Source organism: Paraburkholderia sp. EB58 (assembly GCF_050436665.1).
GTDB lineage: Bacteria > Pseudomonadota > Gammaproteobacteria > Burkholderiales > Burkholderiaceae > Paraburkholderia.
The window spans coordinates 152,340-166,885 of sequence record NZ_JBNDMQ010000004.1 but is presented as its reverse complement, the minus strand read 5'-3'; the positions used below and the strand labels follow the sequence as shown (position 1 = coordinate 166,885).

The 14,546-nt window shown below is 62.3% G+C and carries 15 protein-coding genes and 1 pseudogene; 12 read left to right on the top strand and 4 right to left on the bottom strand.

Annotated elements, in window-relative coordinates; translation table 11 throughout:
• Positions 1 to 3 precede the first annotated feature (3 nt).
• From P3T40_RS07930 to P3T40_RS07900, 7 genes and pseudogenes are all read left to right on the top strand, one after another.
• Positions 4 to 546 (top strand): hypothetical protein, encoded by a 543-nt coding sequence (locus P3T40_RS07930; RefSeq protein WP_429267132.1) that lies wholly within the window; start codon positions 4 to 6, stop codon positions 544 to 546.
• 25 nt (positions 547 to 571) lie between these two features.
• Positions 572 to 1,531 carry a chemotaxis protein CheX gene (locus P3T40_RS07925; protein WP_429267131.1) on the top strand — a complete coding sequence of 320 codons (960 nt, stop codon included), beginning with the start codon at positions 572 to 574 and terminating at the stop codon, positions 1,529 to 1,531.
• 20 nt (positions 1,532 to 1,551) lie between these two features.
• Complete coding sequence (locus tag P3T40_RS07920; RefSeq protein ID WP_090692970.1) at positions 1,552 to 1,917, top strand: response regulator; 366 nt, start codon at positions 1,552 to 1,554, stop codon at positions 1,915 to 1,917.
• Between the two features lie 99 nt (positions 1,918 to 2,016).
• A pseudogene (locus P3T40_RS07915) lies at positions 2,017 to 2,145 on the top strand (GNAT family N-acetyltransferase); the annotation flags it as partial.
• Between the two features lie 111 nt (positions 2,146 to 2,256).
• On the top strand, positions 2,257 to 2,790 hold the full coding sequence (locus tag P3T40_RS07910; RefSeq protein ID WP_429267323.1) for a PaaI family thioesterase: 534 nt from the start codon (positions 2,257 to 2,259) through the stop codon (positions 2,788 to 2,790).
• 182 nt (positions 2,791 to 2,972) lie between these two features.
• Entirely contained in the window at positions 2,973 to 3,899 is a 927-nt protein-coding gene (locus P3T40_RS07905; RefSeq protein WP_429267322.1) for an ABC transporter ATP-binding protein, read from the top strand.
• The gene (locus tag P3T40_RS07900; protein WP_429267130.1) at positions 3,896 to 4,657 is read left to right on the top strand and encodes an ABC transporter permease; all 762 of its coding nucleotides are present in this window, start codon (positions 3,896 to 3,898) and stop codon (positions 4,655 to 4,657) included. The genes P3T40_RS07905 and P3T40_RS07900 overlap by 4 nt, the downstream gene beginning before the upstream one ends.
• A 51-nt stretch (positions 4,658 to 4,708) precedes the next feature.
• Here P3T40_RS07900 and ribBA read toward each other — a convergent pair whose 3' ends face one another.
• The 3 genes from ribBA to P3T40_RS07885 form a co-directional block, all read right to left on the bottom strand.
• Positions 4,709 to 5,893 (bottom strand): bifunctional 3,4-dihydroxy-2-butanone-4-phosphate synthase/GTP cyclohydrolase II, encoded by a 1,185-nt coding sequence (ribBA, locus tag P3T40_RS07895; RefSeq protein WP_429267129.1) that lies wholly within the window; start codon positions 5,891 to 5,893, stop codon positions 4,709 to 4,711.
• Positions 5,890 to 6,693 carry an enoyl-CoA hydratase/isomerase family protein gene (locus P3T40_RS07890; RefSeq protein ID WP_429267128.1) on the bottom strand — a complete coding sequence of 268 codons (804 nt, stop codon included), beginning with the start codon at positions 6,691 to 6,693 and terminating at the stop codon, positions 5,890 to 5,892. Before P3T40_RS07890 ends, ribBA begins: the two co-directional genes overlap by 4 nt.
• A gap of 69 nt (positions 6,694 to 6,762) precedes the next feature.
• Positions 6,763 to 7,704 (bottom strand): alpha/beta hydrolase, encoded by a 942-nt coding sequence (locus tag P3T40_RS07885; RefSeq protein WP_429267127.1) that lies wholly within the window; start codon positions 7,702 to 7,704, stop codon positions 6,763 to 6,765.
• A gap of 262 nt (positions 7,705 to 7,966) precedes the next feature.
• Here P3T40_RS07885 and P3T40_RS07880 point away from each other — a divergent pair, with 262 nt between their 5' ends.
• Positions 7,967 to 9,148, top strand: a complete 1,182-nt coding sequence (locus P3T40_RS07880; RefSeq protein WP_429267126.1) for a helix-turn-helix transcriptional regulator — start codon at positions 7,967 to 7,969, stop codon at positions 9,146 to 9,148.
• Here the strand turns inward: P3T40_RS07880 and P3T40_RS07875 are convergent.
• Positions 9,145 to 9,501: a VOC family protein gene (locus tag P3T40_RS07875; protein ID WP_429267125.1), complete on the bottom strand. Its 357-nt coding sequence runs from the start codon at positions 9,499 to 9,501 to the stop codon at positions 9,145 to 9,147. The two genes, P3T40_RS07880 and P3T40_RS07875, sit on opposite strands and share 4 nt — an antisense overlap.
• A gap of 271 nt (positions 9,502 to 9,772) precedes the next feature.
• Between P3T40_RS07875 and P3T40_RS07870 the strand changes: the two genes are divergently transcribed.
• From P3T40_RS07870 to P3T40_RS07855, 4 genes are all read left to right on the top strand, one after another.
• Complete coding sequence (locus P3T40_RS07870) at positions 9,773 to 10,912, top strand: LLM class flavin-dependent oxidoreductase (protein WP_429267124.1); 1,140 nt, start codon at positions 9,773 to 9,775, stop codon at positions 10,910 to 10,912.
• Between the two features lie 125 nt (positions 10,913 to 11,037).
• Entirely contained in the window at positions 11,038 to 12,231 is a 1,194-nt protein-coding gene (locus P3T40_RS07865) for an acyl-CoA dehydrogenase family protein (RefSeq protein WP_429267123.1), read from the top strand.
• A 12-nt stretch (positions 12,232 to 12,243) separates the two neighbouring features.
• On the top strand, positions 12,244 to 14,031 hold the full coding sequence (locus tag P3T40_RS07860) for an FAD-dependent oxidoreductase (RefSeq protein WP_429267122.1): 1,788 nt from the start codon (positions 12,244 to 12,246) through the stop codon (positions 14,029 to 14,031).
• Positions 14,028 to 14,546 (top strand): flavin reductase family protein, encoded by a 519-nt coding sequence (locus P3T40_RS07855; RefSeq protein ID WP_429267121.1) that lies wholly within the window; start codon positions 14,028 to 14,030, stop codon positions 14,544 to 14,546. The genes P3T40_RS07860 and P3T40_RS07855 overlap by 4 nt, the downstream gene beginning before the upstream one ends.

Below are 14,546 nucleotides of genomic sequence, written 5' to 3'. Positions count from 1 at the left end.
GACGTGATCAGTGCGCATGCGAAGGACAGCATCGAACGCATCTTTTTCAAGGCGACGAAGTCGCGCCTGACGATGGATGCGGGCGACGTCTGCGAGATTGTGCCGGCCGGCGCGCACGGCGCGAGCAGCATGCCCGACGCAAACCTGGTCGTGCTGACGATTTCGGGCATTGCGTTCCGGCTTCTGTTGGTCCTTCATTTCGATGAAAAGGACGAACGTACTCATCAGTACTTCATCAAGGAGGAGTCGGAGCAGGCATTCCTGGAAGTCTTTCTGGAGATTTGCAATCTGTGCTGTGGAGTGGTGAATCAGGAACTGCTCCACTATTTCCCGGATCTGGGAATGTCGACGCCGTATGTGCTGAGCGCGCGTTGCATGCCCTATCTGGAGGCACTCAAGCCGGAGTTTTTGGCGTCGTATGCGGTCACGATCAACGATGCAATCAGTTTGGGGGCAACGATCTGCATGTGTGCGCATGCGCCGATCGATTTTGTCGCCGAAGTAAGCGCAGTCGAAGAAACCAGTGGTGAACTCGAGCTGTTTTGAATGTTGCAGTAAGCAGGGAAGCAAGATGAACGAGAACAAGCCGGTCAGCAAGGTGCTAGTCCTTGAGGATTGTCCGGCGCACGTGGAAGCGATAAGGAATTTCTGCGACGAGAACAACCTGATTGGCGTGAAGGTGGCCAAGAGCCGGCTGGCGTCGGCGTTGCGCACGAATTTCGATCTGGGCGCGATTTTCCTCGCCGAAAGCTATGGCGGATCGACCGAAGAGAGTGCCGGGATTGCGCGCAAAATTCACGGGGCGCGGCCCGAATTGCCGATCATCATGCGACGGCAAACCCATACCATGCCCGATGATTTGCCGCCGGGTCTGGATGCCGTGGTGTGCGGCACCTACGCGGCGAGCGATATGGCGTCTCTGCGCGAGGTGATCGACGAATATATTTTCAACCGCGAGTATCCGAACGCGCTGGTGCGCGGCATTTCGGAGCTGACCAGCTGGGTGCTGGGTAGCGTGTTCAGCGATATGGACGTCGCGGTGGATGCGCCCTGTATCGTTCGCGACCGCATTATCTTCGGCGAAGTGTTCAGCCTGATTCCGCTGGAAAGCACCTGGTGCCGCGGCTACATGATGATTCAGGCAGAAGAGCAACCGATTCTCGATCTGCTCAACCGGCGTGAGACGTCCCAGGTTGCGGCGGATTTCCGTGACCTGAACAGTCTGCTCGGCGAGTTGACCAATATGATCTGGGGCGGCTTCAAGAATCGCTACGTGGGCGACGCGGATGCGTTATCGCGTAGTCAGGTGCAGGTGCCGCTGTTGATCAACCATAAGCAGAAGTACATTTCATTCGGTTCGGAGAGCCCGCATTTGTGCTTTACGTACCGGTTAAAAGATGAACAGTCGGGGCGGACGGTGAAGCTGCATCAGCGTTTTGCATTTAGTCTGAGCTGGTCGCCGGAAGACTTTCAGGAATTCGAACAAGATGCCAGCGCCACAGTAGGCGCGGGCGAACTCGAACTATTTTGATTGATGCTATAGGAACAGACATGTCGAAAATTCTGGTTGTAGATGACTCGAGCACGGTGCGTGACGAGGTGGCTGGCTTCCTGAGAAAGAACGGGCTGGACGTCGATACGGCAGTGGACGGCAAAGACGGCCTCACCAAGCTCAAGGGCAGCCCGGGCATCAAGCTCGTGATCAGCGACGTCAACATGCCTAATATGGACGGCTTGACGATGGTCGAGAAGATTCGCGGTGAACTGGGCAACAGCACCGTCAATGTGATCATGCTGACCACCGAAAGCAGCCCGGCAATGAAGGAGCGCGGCAAGGCCGCGGGCGTGAAGGGCTGGATCGTCAAGCCGTTCAAGGGCGATGCCGTGCTCGAAACATTCCGCAAGCTGGCGAGCTGATTGAGGTGAAACGGCGCGGCGCTCGCTGCGCCGGACAGCAACGCGGGTAGCATCTCCCAGACTTTGTTCATACCAGCGCGTGCCGGACGCGGACACCACATTGTGCGCCACGAACGCATCATGCCGGACGGTCGTAAGCGAAATTCCGTGCGCTTCAGTATCATTGACGCCGAGTGGCCCGAGGTGCGCGCCGGATTGGAGCAGAAAATAGCGCGCCCGGAGGGCTGAGGAGCCAACGCGAGCCATAACCCGCCACACCCTGAGCCGGGCATCGGGAAGCGGGGATTAGCAGCGGTGGGCCGCGATAAAAACCGGAGAATCGATTTGACATCCGAGCAAATGCTGGAGACATGGCTGGCCGAGGAGGCGGAGGTGCGCAGCCGGCTGGAGGCGGGGCCCGGGCCCGGGCCTGGGCTCGCGAGCCCTGAACAACTGGCCGGCAAGACGGGCCTCGAAGTGTTGCAGGCCATGGTGCGTGGCGAGATACCCTTTGCTGAGATCGCGAAGACCCTCGACTTCACGCTCATAGAGGTCAGCGAAGGCCGGGCCGTGTTTCAGGGCACGCCGCGCACGCAGCATCTGAACCCGCTCGGCACGATTCATGGCGGCTGGTTCGCAACGCTGCTCGATTCGGCGCTCGGCTGTTCCGTGCACACGATGATGCCGCCGGGCCGCGGCTACACCACGGCCGAGCTCAGCGTAAACTATGTGAAGGGACTCACGCCCCGCGTGGCGCGCGTGCGCGCGGAGGGCAAGGTGATTCATTGCGGCCGCCAACTGGCGACGGCCGAGGCGCGTCTGGTCGGTCCCGATGGCACTTTATATGCACACGCCACGACCACCTGTCTCGTGTTCGAGATTCCCCAGCGATAACCTGATCCGCTGCGAGGCGCAGTTGCCTGCTGACGGCAGGGTCGATGCGCCCGGTTACGGCGCTGCCCGTGCGGTCAGCCATTTCCATTTACATTGCGAGAGTCATCATCGATTCTGGATCACCTCCCCGGGCTGAGGCCCGGCATACTCAACCGGTATCGGCGTCCGCACCCGTGTCCTCCGTGCAGCCTATCGTCTCCGTCACCAATCTCTCCAAAACCTACGCTTCCGGCTTTCACGCGCTGAAAAACATCAATCTGGCGATTCGCCGCGGCGAGATTTTCGCGCTGCTGGGACCGAACGGAGCCGGCAAGACGACGCTGATCAGCATCATCTGCGGGATTGTAAAAGCGACTGAAGGCGCGGTGCTGGTGGACGGTCGCGACATTGGCACCGACTACCGGGCAGCGCGCTCGCTGATCGGACTCGTGCCGCAGGAACTGACCACTGACGCTTTCGAAACGGTCTGGGCCACGGTGTCGTTTAGCCGCGGACTATTCGGCAAGCCGGCGAATCCCGCCTACATTGAAAAGGTCCTCAAGGACCTGTCGCTGTGGGACAAGCGCAACAACAAGATCATCACGCTCTCAGGCGGCATGAAACGGCGGGTACTGATTGCCAAGGCGCTCTCGCACGAGCCGCGCGTGTTGTTTCTCGACGAGCCGACTGCAGGCGTCGACGTCGAACTGCGGCGTGACATGTGGAAACTGGTGCGCTCGCTGAGCGAGAGTGGCGTGACGATCATCCTCACCACGCACTATATCGACGAAGCCGAAGAGATGGCCGACCGGATCGGCGTGATCAACGGCGGCGAGATCATGCTGGTCGAGGAGAAAGCGGAGTTGATGCGCAAGCTCGGCAAGAAGCAATTGACGCTGCAACTCGAAAGCCCGCTGCAAGAGGTGCCGGCCGAACTCGCGGACTATCGTCTCACGCTATCGGGCGATGGCAACGAGTTGATCTATACCTACGACACGGAGCGAGAGCGCAACAGCATCATTGCCTTGCTGAAGGCGCTCGATGACGCAGGCATTCGCTTCAAGGATCTGCAGACCACGCAGAGTTCGCTCGAAGACATCTTTGTCAGCCTGCTAAGAGGTGATCAATGAACATTCACGCTATCAAGGCAATCTACAAGTTCGAGATGGCGCGGACCTGGCGCACGCTGATGCAGAGCATCATCGCGCCGGTGATTTCAACCTCGCTTTACTTCGTGGTGTTCGGTGCAGCAATCGGCTCGCGCATCAAGGAAGTGGATGGCATTAGCTATGGCGCGTTCATCGTGCCGGGCCTGATCATGCTGTCGCTGTTGTCGCAAAGCATTTCGAACGCGTCGTTTGGGATCTACTTTCCAAGGTTCACCGGCACGATCTACGAGTTGTTGTCTGCGCCTGTCTCCTACCTTGAGATCGTGGTGAGTTATGTCGGCGCGGCCGCGACCAAGTCAATCCTGCTCGGGCTGATCATTCTTGCGACTGCTGGCCTCTTCGTGCCGCTGCAGGTGCAGCACCCATTCTGGATGGTGCTGTTCCTGGTGCTCACAGCTGTGACCTTCAGTCTGTTCGGTTTCATCATCGGCATATGGGCAGACAGTTTCGAAAAGCTGCAACTCGTGCCGCTGCTGATCATTACGCCGCTGACGTTCCTCGGTGGGAGCTTTTACGCCGTCAACATGCTGCCGCCGTTCTGGAAGATCGTCACCTTGTTCAATCCGATCGTGTATCTGGTGAGCGGGTTTCGCTGGAGCTTTTACGGCTTGGCGGATGTGAATGTCGCCGTGAGCCTCGGCATGACCGCGCTGTTTCTGGCGATCTTTCTGGCCATTGTGGCGTGGATCTTCAAGACGGGGTACCGGTTGAAGACGTAGCGTACGGAATACGCGTTCGGCATCTACGTGGGCGATTCGAGCGCGTGCAGGTCAGGCCGCCGCGCGTGAGACGCTGTCTTGCGTGACGGCGTGCAGGGACGGGTTACACGTTCGGTCGAACGCGGCCCGCGCTGTTTCGTCCGCGATGCCGCTTTCGATATCGGCTTCGCCCAGCGGGATAAACGCCATGATCTCAAGATCGTGGCCGGACAGCGCCGGTAGCCGGAACGGACTCGACAACACATTCAGGCGGCGCAAACCGAGTTCGCGCAGGATCTGCGAGCCGATTCCTGTGTGTCGTCCATCCCTGCGAGCAGCGGGGCTTTGGCCGGGTACTGCGTCGGCACGCGTGTCGCAGTCGAGCAGCACCGCGACACCGCAGCCCGCTGCATCGATCTTCTGCAAGGCCGCATGCAACGGCCACGAATGTGCGGACGGTTCGGCATCGAGCAGATCGAGAATCGACGAGCACTCATGAACCCGCGTGAGCACCGGCACATCCGCTGATGGCGTGCCACGCACCAGCGCCAGATGCGACGACGCGCGCACCGTATCGCGGTACTGAATCGCGCGAAACGGTCCCCACGGCGTGTGCAGCGGCCGCTCGCCGATCCGTTCGATCAGCGACTCGTTGATGCTGCGATAGTGGATCAGATCGGCGATCGTGCCGACCTTCAGTCCATGCCGCCCGGCAAATTCAATCAATTGCGGCAGGCGCGCCATGGTGCCGTCGTCGTTCATGATCTCGCAGATCACGGCGGCGGGTGTCATGCCTGCCAGCGCCGTGAGATCGCAACCCGCTTCGGTATGCCCCGCGCGCACCAGGACGCCGCCGTCGCGCGCAGCGATCGGAAACACGTGGCCCGGTTGCACCAGATGCTCGGCGCGGGCATCCGGTTGAATCGCAGTACGGATCGTATGCGCGCGGTCGGCCGCGGAAATGCCGGTGGTCACGCCGTGCGCCGCTTCGATGCTGACCGTGAAGGCGGTGCCGTACTGCGTGCCGTTGCGTTCGGTCATCAACGGCAGGTTCAGATGCGCGCAGCGCGCGGCCGTCAAGGTCAGGCAGACGAGCCCGCGTCCGAAACGCGCCATGAAGTTGATCGCGTCGGGCGTGACGCAATCGGCGGCGATCAGCAGATCGCCTTCGTTCTCGCGGTCTTCCTCGTCGACAAGAATGATCATCCTGCCGGCCTTCAGTTCAGTAACGATTTCAGCCGTGGTGGCGAGCTTCATGATTGTGCACCTGTGAACGCCGGCACTCGTTTGTCGAAGAACGCGTCGATGCCTTCGCGGAAATCGTCGCCTGCTGCACATTGCAGGAAGCTGCGCTGCTCTGCGTACAGATGCTCGGCAAAGCTGCGATGCTGTGCATTGAACAGCAGATCCTTGGTCTGCGCGAAAGCCCTGGGCGACACTGCGCCGATACGCTGCAGCAGCCTGCGCGTTTCGGCATCAAGCGCCTCATCGGCTACGACCCAGTTGATCATGCCGGCGCGCAAGGCTTCCTCGGCCGTATGCCGCTCGTTCAGATACATCCATTGCGCGGCCTGTTTCATGCCGAGTGCGCGCGGCAGTGTGAAGGTTGCACCGCCGTCGGGCGACGTCCCCACATGGCCGTAGGCCGCCGTGAAGGTGGCGCGTTGCGCGGCAATCGCGAGATCGCATGCAGCGACGAGGCTCAGGCCAAAGCCCGCCACAGCGCCGTTGACGCTGGCGATCACCGGCTTGCGCGAGCGCGTGAGGGTTTCGACAACCGTTTGCGCCAGCCTGACCAGCTTGCAGATCGAGCGGTCGCGCACCGCGGGTGCCGTGTCGAGCGCGGCGCGCATCGCATGCAGGTCGCCGCCAGCCATGAAAGTGTCGCCCGCGCCGGTCAGGACGATCGCGCGTACGGCGTCGTGTTGCACGAGACGTGTGAGCTTGGCGTTGAACTCTACGGCCAGCGCCTCGTTGAACGCATTGAGCGCATTGGGGCGGTCGAACGTGAGAGTCGCGATGCCATCTTCGGCCGCGAGACGAATCAGTGCAGTCATGTCATTCCAGCTAGCAGAGCGAAGAAGAGGAGCGGCTCAGGTGGGCAATTCCTGGAGGCACGCCTGGTGTCAGTCCCGGTGTCCGCCCTGATGCAAGGCTTGCCGCAGTGCCCGCGCCCCCACGGTGACCGCGTGTTCCGCAGCGTCGAGAAAGCCCAGCGCACTGGCGAAACCATGCATTTGCCCCGGCCAGCGCACGTGTGTGGTCAACACCCCGGCTTGCGCGAGCCGCGCCGCATAGTGCTCCGCCTCGTCGCGCAGCGGATCGTAAGCGGCGCTGATGATCGTGGCGCTGGCGAGGCCCGTCAGGTCCGCCGCAAGGAGCGGGCTGGCGAGTGGATCGGCGCGCTCCGCACGGGCATCGAAATACTGGTCCTTGAACCAGCGCATCATCGCGGACGTGAGGAAATAGCCGTCGCCACAGGATTCGTATGAAGGATGCTCGTTTGCGCAATCGAGCACGGGGTAGAACAGCAGTTGATGCGCGATACGCACGTTGCTGCCGCGTAGTTGCTGAGCAGTGACCGCCGCGAGGTTGCCACCGGCGCTGTCGCCTGCGACGGCGATCGGGCCTGACCGCGCACGCAGATCGCGGGCGTTTGCCGCAGCCCAGCGGACTGCATCGCAGGCATCGTGGGCGGCGGCGGGAAAGCGTGCTTCGGGAGCCAGCCGGTAGTCGACCGACAGCACCGGGGTTTGCGCGCGCTGCGCCAGCGAGCGGCACAGGTTCGCGTGCGTATCGAGGCTACAGGCGACGAAGCCGCCGCCGTGGAAGAACACCGTAAGGGGAAAAGAACCTTCGCCAGATGGCCGGTAAAGCCGTGCGGCAAGTGCGCCACCGCTCGCGGGAATGCTCAGGTCCTCTTCCGCGGCGACCTGATCGCCAGGGGCGAAGCCGCCGCCTGCCGCGATCATGGCGCGATAAGCCGGCGCCGTGAGTTGGGTGAAATCGATGGCAGGCGTGCCTGCGAAGGCGGCGAGCAAAGCCTCAGCCTGGGGATCGAGCGCCATCGGGTCTCCTGTGCGATCGGGCAGCGGATAGTGGAGGCCACCGTGGTGCGGGGTGCACGCACGGTAGCCATGGGCTGATTGTTCAGCGCTGAATGAATTGGAGCGCAGCGGCTCTATGCCGACATCGTCCGATTGGACGAGGGCTCATTTGTGCGGAAAGCGAAAGTTGCCCACGCTAAGTAGTTTTCCCGATGCCGGCAGCAAGATCGGTCCGTAAGCTTGGCGTCGCGACGGAGAGTCGCATGGAGGACGGAGCGTGTTGATGGAGACAAAATGGGCCCCTGAAGAGGGCCATACCGCGAGCGAACTCGCGGATTTGAGTGTTGCGCAGTTCAGCGAACTGCTGGCGCGCGTGTACCAGGGGCCACTGGAGTCGTTGCCATGGGCCGGTGCACTTGAGCTGATTCGGACCTTTCTCGGCGCGAACTACGCGACGCTGATCTTGCGCTCGCCGTCGAGCGACCGGCGCGGACTGATGGTGCATGCCTCGGAGAGCGGCCCAGGCGTGCCGGGCGAGGCGTCGTACAACAACTACTATTATTCGCTCGACCCGTTCGTCGGCCTGCCCGCGGACCGCGTCGTGACGGTGGACGAAGTATTCGGTGACACCGGCTGGCTCACGAGCGAGCTGTACAAGCAGTTTCTCAAGCCGGCCGACATCCGCTACATCATGGGCGCGGATCTGCGCACCGAATCGGGCGTCGAATGCCGCTTCAGGGTCTGCCGCAATCACGAGTCGAGAAATTTTGCGGCACGCGACAAGGCATTTTGCGCGTTGCTGTTGCCGCATCTGAGGCGAGCGGTCGAACTGCATTCGCGGCTAGATATCGTGGAGTCGGAGCGTACGCTCTATGCGAGCGCGATCGATCGCATGCTGGTCGGCACCGTGACGCTCGACGAGAGCGGCGCCATCATGCGCACCAACAGCGTGGCCGATGAAATTCTCGCGGAGTCCAACGGACTGCGTATCGCACACGGTACGGTCGAAGCCACCGACGCGCAGGAAAACCGCAACCTGCAACGGCTCGTGCGGCACGCGCTGATGGGTCACTTCGGCACCGCCGCGCCGATCGTCGAAGCGATGCCGATCACGCGCGGCTGCGATAAGGCGAAGCTCGGCGTACTAGTGCGCACGATTCCGCTTTCCGACTGGTCGGAAGACAACAAGCGGCGGCCCGCAACCGTGCTGTTCCTGCGCGATCCGGACCGCAAGTCGCAAGGCTCGCAGGAGATCGTGCGCAAGCTGTTCGATCTGACGCCCGCCGAGACGTCGCTCGCGATGCTGCTGACCAATGGGCTTACGCTCGAAGAGGCGGCGGAAGAACTGGGTATCAGCAAAAACACAGCGCGCGCGCATTTGCGGGCGATCTTCTCGAAGACGGGTGTCACCCGGCAGGCGACGCTGGTGCGGATTCTGCTGGGCAGTGTGGTGCCGTTGGGTTAAGCACCCACCGCCCGCTTCTGCGACAACACCAGTAGCGCGCCGTTCGCGTCTTCCAGCACGGCGCGCAATTCGTGCGGCCCCTGCTGCACTGGCACGCGCACCGACGCTCCCGCTGCCACGACTCGCGCCATCGCTGCATACAGGTCATCGTTTTCGTCCACGCGCAACGCGAGCGTGGTGCGCTCGACGATCCTTTCCTCGCCGGCAATCAGCGCAATCGTCAGGCCGGCGCCATCCAGCGCACAGTAGCGCTCGCCGTCGCGAAACTTCACGGTCAAACCCAGTCCGTCGACAAAGAGCGGCAACGCCGCATCGATCGTGTCGACCGGGTACAGCATCATCGAAGCTTTCATCGCATCTCACTCCCGTTGGTTAGCGTCACTAAAGAACGAACCGATGCTAGCGCCCGAGTACCGGGCTGCACGAGGTCCAATCGGACTATCCGTTGAGCGCTCACCCCTCGGCAAACCCTTCTACGACAAAGCACGCCGCGTTAATCCAAACAGACGATGCCGGCAAGCACGCGCGATCTGAAACTCCATTCCGTGGGCCGTCACGATCATCGACTGGTCGCGGGCGGACCGCCCGACTCAGCACAGTCCAAAATTCATGGAGACGCACGCAATGAAGTTTTCTCTGATTTACGAAGCCCAGACCACGGACGCTTCGCGGGAAGGCGATCACCGGGTATTCAAGGAGACCGTCGAGCAGGCGCTGCTCGCCGAAGAGATGGGCTTCGATACCGTCTGGTGCGTCGAACACACTTCGCTCACGAATTACGCGCACATGAGCGCGCCGGAGACCTTCCTTGCCTATCTGGCTGGACGTACGACGCGCATCGGTCTCGGTCACGGTGTGATCTGCCTGCCGCCTGCAATGAACCATCCGATCAAGGTGGCCGAGCGCGTCGCGATGCTCGACATCCTCTCGCAGGGGCGCGTGCATTTCGGCGTCGGCAAGGGCGGCAGCCAGCAGGAGGCTGGCGCGTTCGGCTACGACCTCGCCGAACTGCAGCCGATGATCGACGAATCCATGTACCTGGTGCCGAAGATGTTCGTGCAGGACGAGATCGAGCACGACGGCAAGTACATCAAGATCCCGAAGCGGCCGATTCACCCAAAACCGTACCAGGACCCGCATCCGCCAATGTACATGGCCTGCACCAACAACGACGGCCTGCTGCGCGCCGGACAGCGCGGTCTCGGCGCGCTGGTGCTAGGTTTTGGCGGCCCGGACGAAGTGGCGAAAAAGAACACGCTGTATCGCGAAGCCTGGCGCACCCGCAAGGCTGAGGATCAGGTGGGCTTCCGCCCAACCCAGCATCTCGCGGCACTGTGCCCGACGGTGGTGGTGAGCGACGGCCAGCAGGCCCGCAAGATCGGCATTCGCGGCCAGCGTTACTTCATGGAGTCGCTCGCGTACTGGTACACGGGCGGCGAGCGGCCGAACCCCGATAGCTGGGGCGACGATCTGGTGAAGGCCGACACCGGCGAAATGGTGATCCGCTCGCGCTTTGCATCGGAAGAGGTGGTGGTCAATTTCAGCGATCCGGCGCTCTCGATGATGAACCCGAATCACGCCTACGGCACGGTCGATGACTGCATCGGCTATGTAGGCCGTCTGATGGAGGCGGGCGTCGATGAAGTGCTGTTCCTGTGCCAGATGGGCACGGTGCCGCAAGCCGCTCAGCTCGAGACGATCCGCAATATTGGCGAGCACGTCATTCCGTACTTCAATCGCGAGAAAACGCGCGTTTACGCCTGAGCGGCGGTCCACGGGGCCGCGGTTTCGCTAGTCCCTTCGGACGATGCGACGCCGCGCCCCGGGCTCGAAGATGAACCCTACAGAAAAAGCGCGGCGAGCGTCGCGCGCCATCCCAGGAGACAGCCGTGCATCGCGACAACGATTCGAACGCCCTTGCAGCCGAACTGATTGCCCGCGCCGAAGTGCTCGCGCCGGTGCTGGCGCAGCGTGCGGCAGAGGCCGAAGCAAACGGGCGCATTCCCGCCGAAACGCTCGCCGACTTTCAGGCAGCCGGTTTTTTCAAGGTGTTGCAGCCGAAACGTTACGGCGGCTACGAACTCGATCCGCAGACCTTCTTCGAGATCCAGATGGCCGTGGCGCGAGGTTGCATGTCGACGGCATGGGTCTACGGCGTGATCGGCGTGCATAACTGGCAGTTGGCGTTGTTCGACGAGCGCGCTCAGCAGGACGTGTGGGGCAAGGACGCGAGCACGCTGATTGCTTCCACTTACATGCCGGTGGGTCGCGTGACGCCGGTTGAAGGTGGTTTCCGGCTCTCGGGTCACTGGAAGTTCTCGAGCGGCAGTGAGCTATGCGAATGGATTTTCCTCGGTGCGCTGGTGCCGCCCGCCAATCAAGGTGAGCCGCCGGAATATCGCACTTTCCTGCTGCCCAAGAGCGATTACACCATCGTCCAGGACTGGGATGTGCTGGGTCTGCGCGCAACCGGCAGTCACGACATTGTGGTCGACGATGCCTTCGTGCCGGACTACCGCACGCACAAGGCCATTGACGGCATGATGGGCACGAGTCCCGGCCTCGCCGTCAACGATGCGCCGCTGTTTCAACTGCCTTTCGCGCAGATTTTCGTGCGCGCTGTGTGCACCGCCTGTATCGGTGCACTGCAGGGCGCACTGGACGATTTCACGTCGTACGCGGCGACCCGTGTGAGCGCCAACAGCGGCGCGAAAACCACCGATGACACCGGTGCGCAGACCGCTTGCGCGAACGCCGCGGTCGCCATCGACGAAATGAAAGTGCTGCTGATGCGCAATTTCGCCGAGCTGCTGGCGGCAGTAAATGGCGGGCCTGCCGTATCGATCGAACGGCGCGTGCATTTCCGCTATCAGTCGGCACAAGTCGCTGAGCGTTGCGCGCAGGCAGCCAATGTGCTGCTGCGCTATGCGGGCGGCAATGGTATTTATCACCGCAATCCGCTGGTGCGGCGCTTTCTCGATCTGCATGCGGCGCGCGCGCACTACGCGAACAACGTGGACCGCTTCGGCCAGAATCTCGGTGCCGTGATGCTCGGCCGTCCGAACACCGACTTCTTCGTCTGACGGGCGGCGGCCATGACTGAACAGCACGTGCAGACCTTTCGTTTCGACGTGGTGGTGGTCGGCTCAGGCGCCGGCGGCATGCTGGCGGCCTGCCGTGCTGCCGACAACGGCCTGTCCGTCATCGTGCTCGAAAAGAGCGAGGTGTACGGCGGCACCTCGGCGGTGTCCGGCGGCGGAATCTGGATTCCCTGCAATCACCATATCGCCGAACTTGGCGCCACCGATACGCGCGAGGCGGCCCGCACCTATATCGAGGCCTGCACGCAAGGTGTCACCGCTGCGGGAAAAGTCGATGCCTACCTCGATATCGCGCCGCAGATGCTGCGCTATCTCGAGGCCAATACGCCGGTGCGTTATGAATCGCTGCCGAAATACGCGGACTATTTCCAGCATCTGCCGGGGTCGATGCCGGGCTATCGTGCGCTCGATCCGTTACCGGTGGACGGCGCAAGCCTCGGCGAGGAATTCGCGCGGCTGCGGTTGCCGTCGCCGGGCACCTTGATTGGCGGACGGGTTGCAGTGACGTCGAAAGAGGCCCATATGCTGCTCTCGAAGGCGCCTGGTTATGTGAGCCTTGCGTTGCGGCAGTTCGGCCGTTACTGGTTCGACTGGCGCGCCCGCAGCCGTTCGCGCCGCGACCGCAGGCTGACGCTTGGCAATGCGCTGGCAGGCGGGCTGCGCCGGGCGTTGCTGGATCGCGATGTGCCGCTGTGGCTTGATGCGCCGATGCGCGATCTGATCGAAGACGACGGCCGCGTGAGCGGCGTGCTGGTGGAGCACGCGGGAGAGTCAGTGCGTGTGCTCGCCGGGCGAGGCGTGATCCTCGCCGCGGGTGGTTTCGAACGCAATCAGGCGATGCGCGAGCGCTACTTGTCGCGTCCCACGCAGGCGCAATGGAGTGCAACACCGCCGAACAACATCGGCGACGGCATTGCCGCGGGCATGCGTTGCGGCGCGGCAATCGCGCTGATGGAACACGTGTGGGGCGCACCGACTGTCCACGTCGAGCAGGAGGAAAAGCAGCGAGCGCTGTTCGTCGAGCGCAATCTGCCGGGCTGTGTGGTGGTGAATGGACTTGGCAGACGCTTCGTCAACGAGGCTGCGCCGTATTCCGAATTTGTTCCCGCGATGTACCGGGATCACGCCCAGACCGGGGCGAGCGTGCCGGCATGGATGGTATTCGACGCGCAGTTTCGCAAGAAGTATCCGTGCGGACCGATCATGCCGGGTTCGATGATGCCGGACGCGCGCATTCCTGCTGCATTTCGCTCATTGCTGCAGCGTGCGGATTCGCTCGAAGCGCTGGCAGCAGAAATCGGCGTCGACGCCGAGGGCCTCTGCGACACGGTTGCGAATATGAACCGTTACGCGGCAAGCGGCATTGACGAGGAATTCGGCAAGGGCAACAACGCGTTCGACACCTATTACGGCGATCCCCACGTGAAGCCGAACCCGTGTCTCGCGCCCATCGAACAGGGACCGTTCTACGCCGTGCGCATTGACGCGGGCGATATCGGCACCAAAGGCGGCCTCGTCACCGACGAATTCGCCCGCGTGCTACGCGACGATTCGACGCCTATTCCCGGTCTCTACGCGATCGGCAACACCAGTGCCTCGATGATGGGCGCGAGCTATCCGGGTGCGGGCTCGACGCTCGGACCGGCAATGACATTCGGCTTCATCGCCGCGAATCATCTGGCTGCAGGCGGTGCGCCTTCCGGATCGTCGGAAACGTTACGAACGTTCGGCGTGCATGCACAGCAGCACTCAACCACCGCACTTCGTGGAGTCACGTCATGACCGATCTTTCTTCCCATCCGCTGCGTGCCGACATGTTGCTGGCGATGCGGCGCCTCGCCCGCTCGGTCACGGTCATCAGTTGTTGCGACGGCGAGCGGCGCTATTCGATGTCGGCCACCGCGGTCGATTCGCTGTCGACCGAGCCGCCGTCGCTGCTGATCTGTATCAATCGCACCGCATCGATCTTTCCGCCGCTCGATGCGGGCGCCGACTTCTGCATCAACGTGCTCGCGGCACAGCACCAGGACATTGCGATCGACTGCAGCGGGCGTTTAAAAGGCGAGGCGCGCTTTACCACCGGCAACTGGCAGACATCGGGCCATGGCGTGCCCTATCTGCACGATGCGCAGGCGAGCCTCATCTGCCGGCAGGATGGCCGCTTCGAGTACGGGACGCACACGGTTTTTATCGGCCAGTTGCAGCAGGTTCTGATGAGCGGCGAGGTGGATCCTCTGGTGTACGTCGATGGCATGTACACCACCGCTGCAGCGCCTGTGCGCTGCGCAGCGGCCTGA

Coding starts and splice junctions, on each gene's coding strand:
- P3T40_RS07925 (WP_429267131.1), top strand. CDS start 572: ATGAACGAGAACAAGCCGGTCAGCAAGGTGCTAGTCCTTGAGGATTGT.
- P3T40_RS07920 (WP_090692970.1), top strand. CDS start 1,552: ATGTCGAAAATTCTGGTTGTAGATGACTCGAGCACGGTGCGTGACGAG.
- P3T40_RS07910 (WP_429267323.1), top strand. CDS start 2,257: ATGCTGGAGACATGGCTGGCCGAGGAGGCGGAGGTGCGCAGCCGGCTG.
- P3T40_RS07900 (WP_429267130.1), top strand. CDS start 3,896: ATGAACATTCACGCTATCAAGGCAATCTACAAGTTCGAGATGGCGCGG.
- ribBA (WP_429267129.1), bottom strand. CDS start 5,893: ATGAAGCTCGCCACCACGGCTGAAATCGTTACTGAACTGAAGGCCGGC.
- P3T40_RS07890 (WP_429267128.1), bottom strand. CDS start 6,693: ATGACTGCACTGATTCGTCTCGCGGCCGAAGATGGCATCGCGACTCTC.
- P3T40_RS07885 (WP_429267127.1), bottom strand. CDS start 7,704: ATGGCGCTCGATCCCCAGGCTGAGGCTTTGCTCGCCGCCTTCGCAGGC.
- P3T40_RS07880 (WP_429267126.1), top strand. CDS start 7,967: ATGGAGACAAAATGGGCCCCTGAAGAGGGCCATACCGCGAGCGAACTC.
- P3T40_RS07875 (WP_429267125.1), bottom strand. CDS start 9,501: ATGAAAGCTTCGATGATGCTGTACCCGGTCGACACGATCGATGCGGCG.
- P3T40_RS07870 (WP_429267124.1), top strand. CDS start 9,773: ATGAAGTTTTCTCTGATTTACGAAGCCCAGACCACGGACGCTTCGCGG.
- P3T40_RS07860 (WP_429267122.1), top strand. CDS start 12,244: ATGACTGAACAGCACGTGCAGACCTTTCGTTTCGACGTGGTGGTGGTC.
- P3T40_RS07855 (WP_429267121.1), top strand. CDS start 14,028: ATGACCGATCTTTCTTCCCATCCGCTGCGTGCCGACATGTTGCTGGCG.